The following is a 16,055-nucleotide window of genomic DNA, read 5'->3' on the forward strand; positions in this document are numbered from 1 at the left end:
AGAGTAGTTAGACAATAGTAATTAGAAATGCACAATTATAAGGAGCTTAAAGTTTGGAATAAGGCAGTTGATTTAGCAACTGATGTTTATTCATTAACCAAACTTTTTCCTTCTGATGAGCGATTTGGTTTGATTTCTCAGATGCAAAGAAGTGCCGTTTCTATTTCTTCAAACATAGCCGAAGGTGCAGGAAGAGGCACAGCCTCTCAATTTGCTCACTTTTTAGCAGTAGCCTACGGTTCTTGTTTTGAATTAGCTACTCAATTAACAATAGCTAAAAATTTGAATTTTACTGATAAAGACAATTTTCAAATGATTGATGACAAAATATCAGAAGTTCAAAAAATGATATATCGTTTAAAAGAAACAGTTGATTCTAAAGTCTGACTACTAAAGTCTGACTACTAAATACTAAACAAATAAAAAGATGAATGCATATATAGTTAAAGGATTTAGAACAGCGGTTGGTAAAGCTGGAAGAGGTGGGTTTAGATTCACCAGACCAGATAACCTTGCTGCTGATGTAATTAAACACTTGGTCAATTCAATTGATGGCTTCGATGCTAAACGTGTTGATGACTTAATAGTTGGCAACGCTGTACAGGAAGCAGAACAGGGAATGCAAATGGGGAGAATAATTGCCCTTTTGTCATTGCCAATTGAAGTTCCGGGTATGGTGATCAACAGATATTGCGGTTCTGGTTTAGAAGCTATTAACATTGCTGCTGCCAGAATTCATGCTGGACAAGCTGAATGCATTATTGCTGGAGGAACTGAGTCAATGTCTATGGTCCCTGTTATGGGCTACAAAACGGCATTAAATTATGAAATCACTTCAAAAAACCCAGATTACTATACAAGCATGGGTTTAACTGCCGAGCAAGTGGCGGGTCAGTTTAACATTTCCAGAGAGGCACAGGATGAATTTTCTTACCAATCGCATGTTAAAGCAACAGCCGCGCTTAAGGATGGTAAGTTCAAAGATCAGATTGTTCCTATAACAGTTAAGGAGACCTATCTGGACGACAATATGAAAAAGCAAACACGTGAGTTTGTGGTAGATACAGATGAAGGCGTTAGACCAAACACTACAGTAGAGGCTCTGAGTAAACTGAGACCGGTATTTGCCCAAGGCGGATCAGTAACAGCAGGTAACTCAAGCCAGACTTCAGATGGAGCTGCATTTGTAATGGTCATGTCTGAGAAAATGGTGAAAGAGTTAAAGCTTGAGCCGATTGCCAGAATGGTAAGTTATGCTGCTGCTGGAGTTGAGCCAAGAATTATGGGTATTGGACCAGTTGCCGCTATTCCAAAAGCATTGAAAATTGCTGGACTTAAGTTAGATGATATTGACCAGATAGAGTTGAATGAAGCTTTTGCTGCTCAATCGCTGGCCGTTATTCAAGAGCTTGGTTTAGATAAAGATAAACTAAACCCTAATGGAGGAGCCATTGCATTGGGTCACCCGCTGGGTTGCTCAGGAGCAAAACTATCTATACAGCTTTTTGATGAAATGAGAAGAAGAAAGCAAAAATATGGAATGGTCACGGCTTGTGTTGGTGGAGGACAAGGTGTAGCCGGAGTTTATGAATTATTGAATTAAGACGTTTAGATTAAAAAATTAGAGGATATTAAAATGGAAACTACTGCAACTAAAACCAGCATCAAAGGCGGAGAATTTCTTATCAAAGAAACTCCGGCAAATGATATTTTCATTCCTGAAGAATGGAGTGAAGAGCAAAAAATGATTGCTCAAACTTGTCATGATTTTATTGAACAAGAAATTCATCCAAAGCTTGATGAAATTGATTCAATGAAAAATCCGGACCTTATGCCATCATTGCTAGATAAGGCAGGCGAACTTGGCCTTCTTGGAACAAGTGTACCTGAAGCTTATGAAGGTTTTGGTATGAACTTCAATACTTCCATGCTTGTCGCAGAGGTGTTTGGTGCAGCACACTCTTTTGCTGTAGCTATTTCTGCTCACACTGGTATTGGTACATTGCCAATATTGTATTATGGTAATGAAGATCAAAAGAAAAAGTATTTACCAAACCTTGCAACAGGAAAATGGAAAGCTGCTTATTGTTTGACAGAACCAGATTCAGGTTCTGACGCCAACTCAGGTAAGACCAAGGCAGTATTATCTGATGACAAAAAACACTATGTCATCAATGGACAAAAAATGTGGATAACCAACGGAGGTTTTGCAGATATATATGTGGTTTTTGCAAAAATTGATGACGATAAAAACCTTTCAGCTTTTATTGTAGAAAAATCATTCGGTGGTATCACTATGAATGAAGAAGAAAAGAAAATGGGTATCAAGGGATCTTCTACCCGTCAGATTTTCTTCAATGATTGTAAAGTGCCGGTGGAAAACTTACTCTCTGATAGAGAAAATGGATTTAAGATTGCAGTTAACATCTTAAACATCGGAAGAATAAAATTAGGTGTTGCTGCAGTAGGGGGAAGTAAAGGAATTATCAGCAATGCGGTTAATTATGCCAACGAGCGTAAGCAGTTTGGCACGTCTATTTCAAACTTTGGTGCAATTAAATACAAGATTGCCCAAATGACCACTAAGGTATTTGCTTCTGAATCTGCTCATTATAGAGCTGGCCAAAACATTGATGATGCTTACGACACATTAGTTGCAGGCGGAATGGACAATGCACAAGCCAGACTAAAATCAGTTGAAGAATTTGCTATCGAATGTGCCATCCTTAAAGTGCACGGTTCTGAAGTGCTTGACTATTGTGCTGATGAAGGAGTACAGATTTATGGAGGTATGGGTTTCTCTGCTGAAAGTCCAATGGACAGAGCTTACAGAGATGCGCGTATCAACAGAATTTTTGAAGGTACAAATGAGATCAACAGAATGCTTTGCATTGACATGTTGATGAAAAGAGCCATGAAAGGAACCATTGATTTAATGTCTCCGGCTATGGCAGTTCAAAAAGAGTTGATGTCTATTCCTGACTTTGGTGCTTCTGATGGTGATGAGCTATTTGCTAAGGAGAAAAAAGCACTAGTAAACCTGAAGAAAGCAGGCTTAATGGTAGCCGGAGCTGCGGTTCAGAAGTTTATGCAGAAACTTGGTGAAGAGCAGGAGATATTAATGAATATGGCTGACATGCTTATAGAAGGATATGTAGCAGAATCCTGCTTGTTGAGAGTTGAAAAATTAGTTGCTCAGAAAGGTGAAGAAGCACTGGCTCCTCAAATTGATATGATGAGAGTTTATTTGCATGAAGCTATCGAAAAAGCCGCTTCATCGGGTAGAGAAGCTATTAACTCATTTGCCACTGGTGATGAGCAGCGCATGATGTTAATGGGATTGAAGCGATTTACAAAAATTGAGCCTATGAACCTTAAAGATGCCAGACGTAGAATTGCAGATTATGTAATTGCTAAAAATGAATACCCTTTTTAATTAATATACTAGTTTAATCTGAGGCCCGGTATTGGTTTATTCCAATCCGGGCTTTTTTAGTTTTATGCTAGATTTTTCTTATTGTAAAACCTTTCTGGCCTGCGCATGCGTTCGATAGTTATGCGTAAATAAGTTTCGTCTACACTTACTTCCAAATTGCTAGTTGACGTGGATGTATGATTAGGCTTTTCAAGATTTGATAAACTGAAAATGGATACGAGGCTTAGAAACACTATTAAATTTTTCATAACTTCTGCTATTTAAATAAACCGAGGTTTATTGTCGTTAAACAATAGTCAGTAAAACAACTGCCGTGCCAAAACTTAAAAAAATATATCAACTCATTGTAAACCAGATATTTATATACTCTTCTTTTTTGCTTGCAGGTATTATTATTTACGGGTGTAATACTAAAAGTGTTCAGGACAAGCTACCTGAGAATCAAAATGAAATTTTAAGTAAAGTTGGGATTAGGCAAAGTGATGTTGATTTTACACTTGTACTAGAATCGGATACAATGTCTCGTAGTCTCGCTTTTTATAAGCATAAGGACTCTTCTAGGTATCATCATATGAATTATCAGTTCTACTCTGAAAAGGAAATATGGCTGAAAGATGAACTGGCTCTAGTAAATGAACTTTGGTCTATAGCCGAAGATAGTATCGAATTAAATTTAAAATCATTAATGCTTGGCTACCCATTGGAGTATAAAGATGTTTTGCAAAATCAAATAATAGCTTTTAGAGACAACCCTGAATGGAATGATATAAACCAGGAGGAGACATTTCAAAACTATAAGTTGATGCGAGACATCATGAAAACCAAGAGCGTCTATTATCCTTTAGACAGCTTATTAGAAACCAAAGGCATGGCCATACAAGAATTCTCTACTGAGAAGCATGGTTACGTCCCAAGAGAAGAACTCAAGAAGTTAGGCTTTGATGAAACATTAAAAATACCGGTACCTTTTATGGTATGGATTGGTTTAAAAAAGAATTGAATTCCTGCTTAATTCCTCACCAACTCATGACGCATATTAAAAATGTAGTTCTTCAAAGCGTCTTGCCAACTTTTCGCGGGATCCCACTTTTTACCAATGAAAACATTTTGAGAATAGATATGCTTTACATAAAACTTGTAGACGTTGGTGTTTAAAGTATGTGTGGTAACTTGGGTCTGTCCATTTTCAATTACCTCGCTGACATAAGCTGACTGGTTTTCCCCAAGAGGATACTCGAGGAGGCTGCGAACACTTTCTACTGTGGAGTGACAATAATAGAGTACGTATTGTAAACCTTGTGACCGTAGTTCCTTTTCATCTGAGCCCAGCGGAACAATTTTCCATTTATAAGGATAATCGACCATCACCTTTGCAATTTCGCTACTATCTGCAAATTGAGGTATGGCTAATGTTTCTGACGCAAAGTTTAAATCATAAAAATCCGATCTACGCTTTTTTATCACGTGCACCATCTCACCAAACTCAGGGGTTTCTATTATGAGAAGGTTTGTACTTTCAAGTTTTGAGTTTGCTGCCTTTCGATATACATCTTCCATCATGGCAGCTAAATCCTTACCATCTATTTTCCAGGCGTTTTGATTTTGCTCGATTAAAAACTGACGGTCAGTGAGTTTTAAAAGGATTAACCTATAAAAGGCACCATCTGTCAACAGAAAGGCAGCATGCTTAACATCACGCTCATCGAATTCATCCAAAAACGCATGGTAGGATTCATATCCACTAAGCAAATCATCAAAATGATAATAGGCCACAGCATCAATGCCAGATTTTACCATACCTTTTTGAACAACTGATGCCACACTTTTCCATTCTGGTCGAATGCCTGATTGCTGATTGTTTAGAGTTTTAACAATAACAACCGTTTTGGTAGATAGTATCTCTTCTGGTAGTTGGTCTATGAAATTAAGTGATTCAATCCGCTCATTTATAACAGCTTCCTGAGCAACTGTAACAGTGTACAAGCCGAAATAAAACAAAAGAAGAAATGATTTGATTTTATTCATGAAAGATGAACGTACAAAGGAGCACTTAATTATGATCATTAATCTAAACAGCAAAAATCTGACTTTTGTCCTTAAATGCTTTAAACTCAAGGGCATTTCCACAAGGGTCTAAAAAAAACATGGTTGCTTGTTCACCAGAAAGACCTTTAAAACGTATATGTGGCTCGATAATAAATTTAATTCCTTTATCTATGAGTTTTTTACTTAGTGCTTCCCATTGATCCATTTCTAAAATAACACCGAAATGTTTTACAGGCACTGCATCACCATCCACTTTATTGGTTGCAGCTATACCGACTTCATTAGGAGCTAAATGCGCAACCACCTGATGGCCAAAAAAATCAAAATCGATCCATTGATCGGAGCTTCTTCCTGTTTTGCAGCCAATCACATTTACATAAAAATCTCTGGCGGCCTCAAGGTTATCAACAGGAAAGGCAAGGTGGAAAGGTTGTATCATCTGTTATTTGTGTTAATCGGATATTCCTACGAATATACCATCTTCTCTTATCTCTACCGAATAGGTAGTTAAATCATGTGTTCTATTTTCACATTCGGATCCGTGTTTTAGGCTAAACCTATAATTATGCCATGGGCAGATTATTTCGCCAAGGTAGTTGACCTTACCTTTACTCAGAGACTCTCCGTTATGTGGGCATTTGTCATCAGTTACAAAATAGCTATCGTTATGCCGGCCCATGCATAGCCTTTTATCTCCTATTTGAAGCAATATGGCACTTTGAGGCTGAATGGCCTGATCTGCTGCTGCCTCCGAATCAAAGACTTTATACCATTTCATAATTTTTAAATTACTGGTCAAGAGTGAAATTATCAATTCTTGAATGCAAACAATATGATAGCCACTGGTATTTGATTGCAAAAGAATTCTATTCATCTAAACATACTATCGATGTAATAGATTAAAAAATACAGGAAAAGGAGCTATATTCAAATTTGACCAGACCTAAATTAATTATGAAAAAGACGATAACCCTATTGCTTTGTGTATTTGCTTATAGTGCATTTTCACAAAGTGCCTTAAACAAGAAAACCGATAAGCTGGCAGCGGAAGTAGAGCAAAAGATGATAGAGTGGAGGCGAGATTTCCATGAGCATCCAGAACTTTCCAACCGAGAATTTGAAACTGCAAAAAAAATAGCAGCACATCTGAAGTCTTTGGGCATAGAAGTTCAAACCGGGGTGGCTAAAACCGGAGTGGTGGGCATATTGAAGGGAGGTAAGCCTGGCCCGGTTGTCGGTTTGAGAGCAGATATTGATGCCCTTCCTGTTACTGAAAGGGTACCTATTCCATTTGCCTCTAAAGTAAAATCAACCTACAATGATATTGAAACAGGAGTTATGCATGCTTGTGGGCATGATACACATATTGCAATCCTCATGGCTACTGCTGAGGTATTATCCAAAATGAAGGCAGATTTAAAAGGGACTGTTAAGTTTATCTTTCAGCCTGCTGAAGAAGGTGCCCCTGAAGGAGAAGAAGGTGGAGCAAAATTAATGGTGAAAGAGGGTGTGCTTAAAAATCCGGATGTAGAGGTCATGTTCGGTCTTCATATTGATGCAGATACACATGCTGGAAAAATTTCTTACAAGCCTGGGGGTACGATGGCTGCATCTGATCGTTTTATAATCAAGGTAAAAGGAAAACAATCTCATGGATCTGCACCATGGAATGCAGTAGATCCAATAGTAACATCTGCCCAAATTATTAATGGTCTACAAACTGTGGTGAGTAGACAAACCGAACTTACAAAGGAGGCTGCAGTAGTGTCAGTAGGTATGATTCGTGGTGGTGTCAGAAACAATATTATTCCTGAGGAAGTGGAGATGATAGGGACAATAAGAACACTCGATCCAGAAATGCAGAAAAAAGTACATGCTAATATTATTCGTACGGCTACAAAAATTGCAGAAAGCCAGGGAGCTACAGCAGAAGTTGATATCAAAATAGGTTATCCAATAACCTATAATGACCCATCATTAACCAATAAAATGTTACCTTCTTTGACTAAGGCTGCAGGTGAGAATAATGTTTTGCTGGTAAATGCCGTAACTGGCGCGGAGGACTTTTCATTTTTTCAAAAGGAAGTGCCAGGGCTTTATTTCTTTGTGGGTTGTAGACCTCTTGATGATAAGGGTCCAGGAGAAAGGCTTGGTGATCATCACACTCCAGATTTTTATGTAGATGAGTCAGGTATGTTGACAGGCTTAAAAGCAATGCTTAACGTTACAGTTGATTACATGGAAATGAATAAATAAATGTTGACAATATACAAGGAGCCCTTTATCCAGGAAATTCAAGAAGAACTTTTTAAGGATAAAGGGCTTCGTGTTTTTATCAAGCGAGAAGACCAAATCCATCCTACTGTTTCTGGTAATAAGTGGAGGAAACTTAAGTACAACTTGCAGGAGGCCAAAAACCAGGGCCATGATACTCTTCTAACTTTTGGTGGAGCTTATTCAAATCACATTTATGCTACGGCAGCAGCTGCCAAGGAAGGTGGTTTTAAATCTATTGGTATCATTAGAGGAGATGAACTAGCAGACAAACCTTTGAATAAAACCCTTTCATTTGCCAGAGAGCAAGGCATGCAATTGGTTTTTGTCGATAGGCAGACTTACGGGCAAAAGGAGGATGAATCTTTTCTTGAATCATTGGAGCTTAAGCATGGGGAGTTTTACATGCTGCCAGAAGGAGGAACAAACAACCTGGCCATTAAAGGGTGTGAGGAAATTTTAAATGATGAGGATAAACAATATGATGTTGTGTGCTGCTCTGTAGGCACAGGAGGCACGATTTCAGGCATAATTGCATCTACTAATTCAACTCAGCAGATATTAGGATTCTCTGCCCTTAAAGGAGATTTCCTGAAAAATGAAGTTCAAAAACTATTAGAAAATTATTCGTCAGAGGAATTCACAAACTGGTCTATTAATATTGATTATCATTTTGGAGGATATGCTAAGACCAACTCAGAGTTATTAACCTTTATAAATGATTTTGAAAGAAGACATCAGATACCATTAGACCAGGTTTACACTGGTAAAATGATGTACGGAATTTATGATTTGGTTAGGAAGGATCTGTTCAAACCAGGCTTAAATATTCTTGCTATTCATACAGGAGGGCTTCAAGGAAAGTTAAATTCTTAACTACTTTCTTTTTATAGAAGTCAACCATGCTCCAATTCCTCTTCTGCTAGGCTTATCTATTAACAACCCTGCTTCACTCGCACTTTTCACAGATTCTATAGTGTAGAATGCTTTTGGGAGATTGTTTTTGATTTCATTTAACATTTCTGGAACATGATCTCTTTTAAGTACTGCGAACAACAGCTGCTCGTGGCCCTCATTACTGGTGGCTTCTACTATAGAATATCTAAAATCCTTGGCTTTGAGAAAGTCAGTAACCTTTGTTAGATCTTCAGCAGTTATTATTCTTATGATCACTTTGCCAAGCGCTATTTTCTCTTCTATGAGCATGCCTACCCAAATACCTCCTGCAAAGCCAGCCGGGTAAGCTATATAGCAATACACATTGTCCATATGCTTAAAGATCTGACCGATGGCAAGCAGCCAAATGAGAGACTCCAAAAACCCTAGGATAGTGGCAATGTATTTTTTGCCGCCCATCACGAAAATAATTCTTACAGTATTGATGGATACATCTAATATCCTGGCAAAAAAAAAATAAGAATAGGAACAACAACTAATCCAAATGTAGCGCTATCAATGCCTAATGAACCAAAAAACTCTTCCATAATATGTCAACCAAAAAGGTCAGTAAAAACGTCATTTATTTTTGAGAAAGAAAGTATTTTCAGTTTGTATTTTGAAGTATCCAGTCCTTTCAATCCATATTTCGATATATAGATAGTTTCAAAACCTAATTTCTCAGCCTCTGCAATTCTATTATCCAACCTGTTGACCGTTCTTAGCTCTCCACCAAGACCAACCTCTGCAGCAAAGCAGGCCTTATCAGATATTGAGATTTCTTCTAATGAAGAAATAATAGAGCAGCAAACGGAAAGATCCATAGCCGGGTCCTCTACCTTGATGCCACCAGCCATATTTAAAAATACATCTTGCAAGCCTAATCTAAAACCACAGCGTTTCTCTAATACAGCAAGTAGCATATTGAGTCTTTTAGAGTCAAAACCCGTGGAGCTTCGTTGTGGTGTTCCATAAGCTGCAGTGCTTACCAAAGACTGAATTTCGATCATCAAAGGCCTGTTACCTTCTATGGTTGCACCTATGGTTACACCGGTCAAATCACCTTCTTTTTGAGAAATCAAAATTTCAGACGGATTGCTGACTTGGCGCAATCCAGTACCTATCATCTCATAAATACCTAATTCAGAAGTTGACCCGAAACGGTTTTTAGTAGTTCTTAATATTCTATAAGTCAAATGCCTGTCACCTTCAAACTGAAGCACTGTATCTACCATATGCTCTAATACTTTGGGGCCTGCAATGGCACCATCTTTAGTAATATGGCCTACTAAAAATATGGGTGTTGCTGTTTCTTTGGCATATCGAATCAGTTCAGCCGTGCATTGCCTCACCTGTGAAACACTGCCAGCAGATGACTCTGCCTGATCAGAATGTAATGTCTGGATTGAATCCACAATCATTAAATCTGGCGCAAGCTGTTCGGCTTGTGTAAATATTTTTTGTGTTGAGGTTTCTGACAAAATGAAACAATCACCTTTAATATTATCTGTCATACGATCAGCACGCATTTTTATTTGCTGTTCACTCTCCTCACCAGACACATAAAGGATTTTGCAGTTTAAGGTGAGTCCTATCTGAAGCATTAAGGTTGACTTACCAATACCGGGTTCTCCTGCAATTAGAATTACAGAACCTGGTACTATACCGCCACCCAAAACCCTGTTCAATTCAGTATCAAGCGTATCTATGCGACTGATTTTCTCAGAGGTAATTGATTTAATGGGTTTAGGCGTATTGCTCTTTTTTGATGTTCCCGAGGTTTGCCAGTCATTTTTAGATGGCTTTTGAACGACCTCTTCAACAAAGCTATTCCAGGCTTCGCAAGAAGGGCATTTGCCCAACCATTTTGCAGATTCGTACCCGCAACTTTGACAGAAATATGTGGATTTAACTTTAGCCAATGATGTTTAGATTTTGAATCAAAATTGATGATTTAATTCATCGAATGAAATAATATCTCAAAAGATTGGGGATTTCATTTACTGAAGTTGTTGCCCTAGTTAAAATTCACGTTTTTTGTCGCTATGAGCAAGAAAGTACTTTTAATGATATTAGATGGCTGGGGCCTTGGAACTAATCCTGAGATTTCTGCCATTGCGAAAGCAAACACACCATTTGTAGATTCTTTATATTCTAAATATTCACATAGCAAATTAGAGGCTTCAGGTCTGGCAGTCGGTTTGCCTGATGGGCAGATGGGTAACTCTGAAGTTGGCCACATGAATATAGGAGCTGGTCGTGTAGTTTATCAGGATCTGGTAAAAGTCAATCTAGCCTTTGAAGAAAAGACAATTGATGATAACGCAGTTATCACAGAAGCATTTGACTACGCAAAATCTAATGATAAGAAAATCCACTTAATGGGACTTCTCTCTGATGGAGGGGTTCACTCACATATAGATCATCTCAAAGGCCTTTGCACATTAGCTGCAGAAAAAGGCTTGCAGGATGTATTCGTACATGCCTTCATGGACGGACGCGATACTGACCCTAAAGGAGGTGAAGGGTATATCAATGACCTGGAAGCTCACATGGGTAGAACCTCTGGTAAAATTGCCTCTGTTATAGGAAGGTATTACGCCATGGATCGAGACAATCGTTGGGAGCGGGTGAAACTTGCCTATGATTTAATGGTGAAAGGTGAAGGTGAAAAAGTAAATACAGCAATTCGAGGATTGTTGATGGCCTATCAAAATGGAGAAACCGATGAGTTTATAAAACCTTTGGTGGTAACTAATGGAACAGATGAGCCTATCGCAACAATAGAAGAAGGAGATGTTGTTTTGTGCTTTAATTTTAGAACTGATAGAGGTCGTGAAATTACTCAAGCATTGACGCAACAGGATTTTCCTGAGCAAGGTATGAAGAAGCTGGATCTTCATTATGTTACTATGACCAACTATGACAATACATTCAAAAATGTAAAAGTTGTTTTTGATAAAGATAATTTGGTTAACACAATAGGAGAGGTACTTGAAAAAGCAGGCAAAACTCAGGTTAGAATAGCGGAAACAGAAAAGTACCCACATGTTACATTCTTCTTTTCTGGTGGAAGAGAGGAGCCTTTTGAAGGTGAGAAAAGATTGTTATGTCCTTCTCCAAAGGTAGCCACTTATGATTTACAGCCTGAAATGAGTGCCAATGATATCAAGGATAAGATTATTGAAGAGCTAAATACTAACAAACCAGATTTTGTGTGCTTAAACTTTGCTAATCCAGATATGGTGGGACACACGGGAGTATTTGAGGCAGCGGTAAAAGCCTGTGAAACTGTGGATAACTGTACCGAAGCAGTTGTTAGTACAGCGCTTGATAATGATTACATGACCATTATCATTGCTGATCATGGAAACTCTGACATTATGATTAACGCTGATGGTTCACCTAACACTGCACATACTACAAACCTGGTTCCGTGCATATTTGTTGATAAGCAATTTAAAGGCGATGCCGCGGATGGAAAATTAGGTGATTTGGCTCCAACTATTTTGAAAGTCATGGGTGTGGAAGCTCCTAAAGAAATGAATGGCAACATTTTGATCTGATGAGGTCGGCAATATTCATTTTATTGGCAGTTGTTTCATTGTCCTGTGGTGATCTTAAGCCTAAGGAAGTAGATCTGTATTATAATATTCAATCCTTAATGGTAGAGCAGGCAGCTGCTTTGACAGCGGATAAAGTTGAACTTCAAAAGTTTGCTATAGTAAATGGTGATTCATCAACTAGTGCCTTTGTACCTGATAGTCTTGGGTGGGCAGATGAATTTCAAATTATCATGGATGCAGATATTAACAAACCTGCATTGCGAGGACAATACTCCATTTCTGAAGGGGATGATGAGAATAGTAATTTGAAAATTTTAGCCTATACCGCCAATAGTGAAACTCTGCCTATTCAATCTTTTAAAGTATTTTATCTGGATAAGGTTGAAAACCTTAAAAGAATCGAGGTTAGAATGAAGGAGTCAAATTCTATTTTTCAGGCGTCAAAAAATATCATTTTAGATTTAGATGATATTAAGAATCAAAATAGAATTACTCATTATAGTATTAAAGGCTTTCAAAAAATGCTACTTCAGGATCGCGTTGACTTTAATGTCAGGTGCAGCCTTAAGTATTAAAGTCTAAGTAAGGCATCAAGGAAACCTAGATTATGCTTCTTGTTCTTAATTATTAAAACAGGAATATTTCCTTTCATACTCAAGACTTTATCAGCTACGCTTCCAAGGAGAACACTAGCTAGGCCGGTTCTACCTTTCGAAGTCATGATAATTAAGTCGCAACTAAACTTTTGAGCATCTTCATTTATTTTGTCGGCCGGCTGTTCATCATTGTCTAGTGTAATGATTAACTCTGTGTCGGCTTCGTTAAGTTCTGTTTCCTTCACAAATTCCAGTGCATGACTTTTAGCATGACCCCGCATAATCTCCGAAAATTCTTCAAAGGTCTTCCCGATTCTGTGATAGCCCGAAGGTACAGTATAAGTATTTTGTAATGCTATTTTGGCGCCAGTCTTTTCAGAGAATAGCTGAGCTTCTTTAATGGCCTCTTTGCTTGATCTTGAAAAATCAACCGGAACCATTATTTTGGAAATTTTGGTGCTGGCCTTCTCTGGCACCATTAATATTGAACAATGAGCTAGCTTGGCAAGTCGTCCTGGCAATAGTCCGCTTCCTTTCAAGCCATCTTTACGACCAGTTATTATAAGGTCAATTTCTTTAATATCAGACCATTTCAAAATTTTATCTTCAGCATTACCCTCTCTTATCTCGATTTTTATCTGAGTGCCTTCCGGGCATTTTAGGTGCTGATCTAGCTTATCCTGAATAATCTTTTCTAAAGACTCATCAGCCGGGGCAAGCAGCGCAGGGAACTCTTTTAGGACTGCATCCGGTATTTCTAAACTAGGTGCTACATGATAGAAGTAGATGGCGTCTATATCTAAAATTTTTGTCAAATACGATGTATAGGCAATTAACTGATCATCCATGTCAGTTAAATCAAGGCCAACCAATACTCTTTTTATAGGGAACATAGCTTATTCTAGTTTGTCGTTGCCTAAAGTTAAATCAAATTTTGGGAATGACTAAACCAATTATGTAATCTCAGTTTTTAATTTATAATTAGTCAAACCCATCTAAACTAGATAAATTTGCAGCCTCATTTTGTAACTACTTCATGGCTAAGAGAAGAGGAAAAGACCCCCTTAAAGAAGAAGATAAAAGATCCCTTAACAAAAGTAACTTTAAAAAGCTGTTGGGTGTGTTCCAATACATCACCCCATATAAGACTACTTTTATACTGGGGATGATATGTCTGGTATTTAGCAGCACTACATTATTGGTGTTCCCATACCTGGCAGGAAAGCTTATGGATGTAGCATCAGGCAAACCCTGGATAGTTAATTCTATAACGCAAATAACCCTTGGCTTAATTGCAGTATTGTTTTTTCAAAGCATCTTCTCATTCTTCAGAGTTTATCTATTTGCTCAGGTTAGTGAGCGATCTATGGCTGATGTTAGAAAGGCCGTATTTAGCCAAATGGTGATGTTGCCTACAACCTTTTTTGACAGCAGAAGAATTGGAGAATTAATAAGCCGAATTACATCTGATGTTTCAATGTTGCAAGAAACATTTTCAACAACCCTTGCCGAGCTGTTCAGACAAATCGCCACTTTGATTATTGGTGTGGGAATCATTTTCTATATAGCTCCAAAGTTGACGCTTTTTATGCTGGCAACCTTTCCGGTACTTGTATTGAGTGCTCTTGTTTTTGGTAAATCAATAAGGAAGCTGTCAAAAGCCACACAGGATAAATTGGCCGAGGCCAATACGGTAGTTGAAGAGACGTTGCAGGCCATAAATGTTGTAAAGGCATTTACCAACGAGATATTTGAGAAGAAGCGCTATTCAAAAAGTCTTGATGAAGTTGTAAACATAGCATTGAAAACAGCAACCTATCGGGGAGCGTTTATTTCGTTTGTCATCTTTGCGCTTTTTGGAGGTATTGTAGCCGTGATGTGGTATGGTGCCACTTTAGTGGAGTCAGGAGCTATGTCTGTTGGCGATCTGCTTTCATTTGTTTTGTATACTACTTTTATAGGAGGTTCAATTGCCGGACTCGGTGATATTTATGGTCAGGTTCAAAGAGCGATTGGCGCTTCAGAAAGAGTCTTGGAGATTATAGATGAACACAAGGAGGATATCAATGAACTTGCACATAAGTCTAAGCTTAAAGGAGAAATAAGTTTCAACAATGTAATCTTTTCATACCCAACCAGAAAGGAAATCACAGTGTTGAAAAATATCAATTTCAAGATTGAAGCAGGGCAAAAAGTGGCTCTGGTCGGGCAGAGTGGAGCTGGTAAATCAACTATCATCCAATTGCTTTCCAGGTTTTATGATGTAAGTGAGGGTGAGATTCAGATGGATGGAAAAGCGCTCGCAGATTATGATCTGAGTTTGCTGAGGCAAAATATAGGTATGGTACCTCAGGAGGTTATGCTCTTCGGGGGAACTATCAAAGAAAATATAGCATATGGTAAACCCAATGCGACTGATGAAGAAATTAATGAAGCAGCAAGAAAGGCAAACGCATTTGAGTTCATTGAAAAATTTCCAGAGAAGATGGAAACTATTGTTGGTGAAAGAGGGGTTAAACTATCAGGAGGACAAAGACAGCGCGTGGCGATTGCCAGAGCGATCTTAAAAGACCCTGCTATATTGGTATTAGATGAAGCTACCAGTAGTTTGGATGCTGAATCAGAACATCTGGTGCAGCAGGCACTTGATCAGCTGATGACAGGAAGAACAACAATTATGATTGCTCATAGACTGGCTACAATACGCAAGGCAGATAAAATATTTGTTTTAAAAGAAGGCGAAATTGTGGAGCAGGGGAGTCATGAAGAATTATCTTCAGATACTACAGGAATTTATAGTTACTTGTCTCGCCTACAGTTTCAATTGAATTAGTAACTTTAAGCAATGCGTGTTAAAGAAATTTTGAGCGACTACGACCTAAAGTCTACTTCATGTAGAAATGAAGTATTGTCAATGTTTCTGAATGCCAATCAGGCTCTTGGCCAATCTGATATTGAGAAGGAGGTTGACCCTTCTCATGACAGGGTAACGGTCTACCGAACTTTAAAGACTTTTTTGGATAAGGGGCTGGTGCACAAAGTCCTTGATGATGCAGGCGTCACTAAGTATGCGTTATGTAATGAATGTGCAGAAAATGCTCATAATCACGAACATGTGCATTTCAAATGCGAAATTTGTGGACAAACATCATGTCTTGAAAAAATCGCAATACCAGCAGTAAATTTGCCAAAAGGATATAA

17 protein-coding genes are annotated in these 16,055 nt (G+C 38.2%); 10 read left to right on the plus strand and 7 right to left on the minus strand.

Going from position 1 to position 16,055, the window contains the following annotated elements:
* The first annotated feature begins 27 nt into the window (after nt 1-27).
* From E1140_RS16220 to E1140_RS16230, 3 genes are read left to right on the plus strand one after another with little or no spacing between them, the layout of a single operon-like run.
* Complete coding sequence (locus E1140_RS16220) at nt 28-387, plus strand: four helix bundle protein (RefSeq protein ID WP_155186244.1); 360 nt, start codon at nt 28-30, stop codon at nt 385-387.
* Between the two features lie 40 nt (nt 388-427).
* Nucleotides 428-1,603 carry an acetyl-CoA C-acyltransferase gene (locus E1140_RS16225; RefSeq protein WP_155186247.1) on the plus strand — a complete coding sequence of 392 codons (1,176 nt, stop codon included), beginning with the start codon at nt 428-430 and terminating at the stop codon, nt 1,601-1,603.
* Between the two features lie 33 nt (nt 1,604-1,636).
* Nucleotides 1,637-3,436: an acyl-CoA dehydrogenase family protein gene (locus E1140_RS16230; protein ID WP_155186250.1), complete on the plus strand. Its 1,800-nt coding sequence runs from the start codon at nt 1,637-1,639 to the stop codon at nt 3,434-3,436.
* Between the two features lie 62 nt (nt 3,437-3,498).
* Here the strand turns inward: E1140_RS16230 and E1140_RS16235 are convergent, their stop codons facing one another.
* Nucleotides 3,499-3,684, minus strand: a complete 186-nt coding sequence (locus E1140_RS16235) for a hypothetical protein (RefSeq protein WP_155186253.1) — start codon at nt 3,682-3,684, stop codon at nt 3,499-3,501.
* A 65-nt stretch (nt 3,685-3,749) separates the two neighbouring features.
* Between E1140_RS16235 and E1140_RS16240 the strand changes: the two genes are divergently transcribed.
* Entirely contained in the window at nt 3,750-4,436 is a 687-nt protein-coding gene (locus E1140_RS16240) for a hypothetical protein (RefSeq protein WP_155186255.1), read from the plus strand.
* Between the two features lie 8 nt (nt 4,437-4,444).
* Here the strand turns inward: E1140_RS16240 and E1140_RS16245 are convergent, their stop codons facing one another.
* Genes E1140_RS16245 through E1140_RS16255 form a run of 3 tightly spaced genes read right to left on the minus strand, consistent with a single transcriptional unit; the run spans nt 4,445 to nt 6,260 of the window.
* A complete protein-coding gene (locus tag E1140_RS16245) occupies nt 4,445-5,461 on the minus strand; it encodes a hypothetical protein (RefSeq protein WP_155186258.1) in 1,017 nt (338 codons plus the stop codon).
* Between the two features lie 43 nt (nt 5,462-5,504).
* Nucleotides 5,505-5,921 carry a VOC family protein gene (locus tag E1140_RS16250; RefSeq protein ID WP_155186261.1) on the minus strand — a complete coding sequence of 139 codons (417 nt, stop codon included), beginning with the start codon at nt 5,919-5,921 and terminating at the stop codon, nt 5,505-5,507.
* A gap of 12 nt (nt 5,922-5,933) precedes the next feature.
* Nucleotides 5,934-6,260 carry a Rieske (2Fe-2S) protein gene (locus E1140_RS16255; RefSeq protein ID WP_155186264.1) on the minus strand — a complete coding sequence of 109 codons (327 nt, stop codon included), beginning with the start codon at nt 6,258-6,260 and terminating at the stop codon, nt 5,934-5,936.
* Between the two features lie 176 nt (nt 6,261-6,436).
* On the opposite strand from E1140_RS16255, the gene E1140_RS16260 reads away from it, so the two are divergent.
* Nucleotides 6,437-7,738 carry an amidohydrolase gene (locus E1140_RS16260; protein WP_155186267.1) on the plus strand — a complete coding sequence of 434 codons (1,302 nt, stop codon included), beginning with the start codon at nt 6,437-6,439 and terminating at the stop codon, nt 7,736-7,738.
* Complete coding sequence (locus tag E1140_RS16265) at nt 7,739-8,632, plus strand: 1-aminocyclopropane-1-carboxylate deaminase/D-cysteine desulfhydrase (protein ID WP_155186270.1); 894 nt, start codon at nt 7,739-7,741, stop codon at nt 8,630-8,632.
* Here the strand turns inward: E1140_RS16265 and E1140_RS16270 are convergent, their stop codons facing one another.
* Both E1140_RS16270 and radA read right to left on the minus strand, forming a co-directional pair.
* Complete coding sequence (locus tag E1140_RS16270; protein WP_246202980.1) at nt 8,633-9,112, minus strand: DUF2179 domain-containing protein; 480 nt, start codon at nt 9,110-9,112, stop codon at nt 8,633-8,635. It abuts the gene before it with no gap.
* A 134-nt stretch (nt 9,113-9,246) separates the two neighbouring features.
* On the minus strand, nt 9,247-10,614 hold the full coding sequence (gene radA / locus E1140_RS16275) for a DNA repair protein RadA (protein ID WP_155186273.1): 1,368 nt from the start codon (nt 10,612-10,614) through the stop codon (nt 9,247-9,249).
* Nucleotides 10,615-10,737: 123 nt separating this feature from the next.
* Between radA and gpmI the strand changes: the two genes are divergently transcribed.
* Entirely contained in the window at nt 10,738-12,258 is a 1,521-nt protein-coding gene (gene gpmI, locus E1140_RS16280) for a 2,3-bisphosphoglycerate-independent phosphoglycerate mutase (RefSeq protein WP_155186276.1), read from the plus strand.
* Complete coding sequence (locus E1140_RS16285; protein ID WP_155186279.1) at nt 12,258-12,833, plus strand: hypothetical protein; 576 nt, start codon at nt 12,258-12,260, stop codon at nt 12,831-12,833. The genes gpmI and E1140_RS16285 overlap by 1 nt, the downstream gene beginning before the upstream one ends.
* Here the strand turns inward: E1140_RS16285 and E1140_RS16290 are convergent.
* Nucleotides 12,830-13,747, minus strand: coding sequence for a universal stress protein (locus tag E1140_RS16290; RefSeq protein ID WP_155186281.1), 918 nt, complete (start codon nt 13,745-13,747; stop codon nt 12,830-12,832). The two genes, E1140_RS16285 and E1140_RS16290, sit on opposite strands and share 4 nt — an antisense overlap.
* 143 nt (nt 13,748-13,890) lie before the next feature.
* On the opposite strand from E1140_RS16290, the gene E1140_RS16295 reads away from it, so the two are divergent.
* On the plus strand, nt 13,891-15,687 hold the full coding sequence (locus E1140_RS16295) for an ABC transporter ATP-binding protein (protein ID WP_155186284.1): 1,797 nt from the start codon (nt 13,891-13,893) through the stop codon (nt 15,685-15,687).
* A gap of 12 nt (nt 15,688-15,699) precedes the next feature.
* Nucleotides 15,700-16,055 (plus strand): Fur family transcriptional regulator (locus E1140_RS16300; RefSeq protein ID WP_155186287.1); only part of this gene is annotated, 356 nt, incomplete at its 3' end.

The sequence above is a fragment of the Fulvivirga lutimaris genome, from assembly GCF_009711525.1.
In the GTDB taxonomy this organism is placed as follows: Bacteria; Bacteroidota; Bacteroidia; order Cytophagales; family Cyclobacteriaceae; genus Fulvivirga; species Fulvivirga lutimaris.

Coding starts and splice junctions, on each gene's coding strand:
- E1140_RS16220 (WP_155186244.1), top strand. CDS start 28: ATGCACAATTATAAGGAGCTTAAAGTTTGGAATAAGGCAGTTGATTTA.
- E1140_RS16225 (WP_155186247.1), top strand. CDS start 428: ATGAATGCATATATAGTTAAAGGATTTAGAACAGCGGTTGGTAAAGCT.
- E1140_RS16230 (WP_155186250.1), top strand. CDS start 1,637: ATGGAAACTACTGCAACTAAAACCAGCATCAAAGGCGGAGAATTTCTT.
- E1140_RS16235 (WP_155186253.1), bottom strand. CDS start 3,684: ATGAAAAATTTAATAGTGTTTCTAAGCCTCGTATCCATTTTCAGTTTA.
- E1140_RS16245 (WP_155186258.1), bottom strand. CDS start 5,461: ATGAATAAAATCAAATCATTTCTTCTTTTGTTTTATTTCGGCTTGTAC.
- E1140_RS16250 (WP_155186261.1), bottom strand. CDS start 5,921: ATGATACAACCTTTCCACCTTGCCTTTCCTGTTGATAACCTTGAGGCC.
- E1140_RS16255 (WP_155186264.1), bottom strand. CDS start 6,260: ATGAAATGGTATAAAGTCTTTGATTCGGAGGCAGCAGCAGATCAGGCC.
- E1140_RS16260 (WP_155186267.1), top strand. CDS start 6,437: ATGAAAAAGACGATAACCCTATTGCTTTGTGTATTTGCTTATAGTGCA.
- E1140_RS16265 (WP_155186270.1), top strand. CDS start 7,739: ATGTTGACAATATACAAGGAGCCCTTTATCCAGGAAATTCAAGAAGAA.
- E1140_RS16270 (WP_246202980.1), bottom strand. CDS start 9,112: ATGGGCGGCAAAAAATACATTGCCACTATCCTAGGGTTTTTGGAGTCT.
- gpmI (WP_155186276.1), top strand. CDS start 10,738: ATGAGCAAGAAAGTACTTTTAATGATATTAGATGGCTGGGGCCTTGGA.
- E1140_RS16285 (WP_155186279.1), top strand. CDS start 12,258: ATGAGGTCGGCAATATTCATTTTATTGGCAGTTGTTTCATTGTCCTGT.
- E1140_RS16290 (WP_155186281.1), bottom strand. CDS start 13,747: ATGTTCCCTATAAAAAGAGTATTGGTTGGCCTTGATTTAACTGACATG.
- E1140_RS16295 (WP_155186284.1), top strand. CDS start 13,891: ATGGCTAAGAGAAGAGGAAAAGACCCCCTTAAAGAAGAAGATAAAAGA.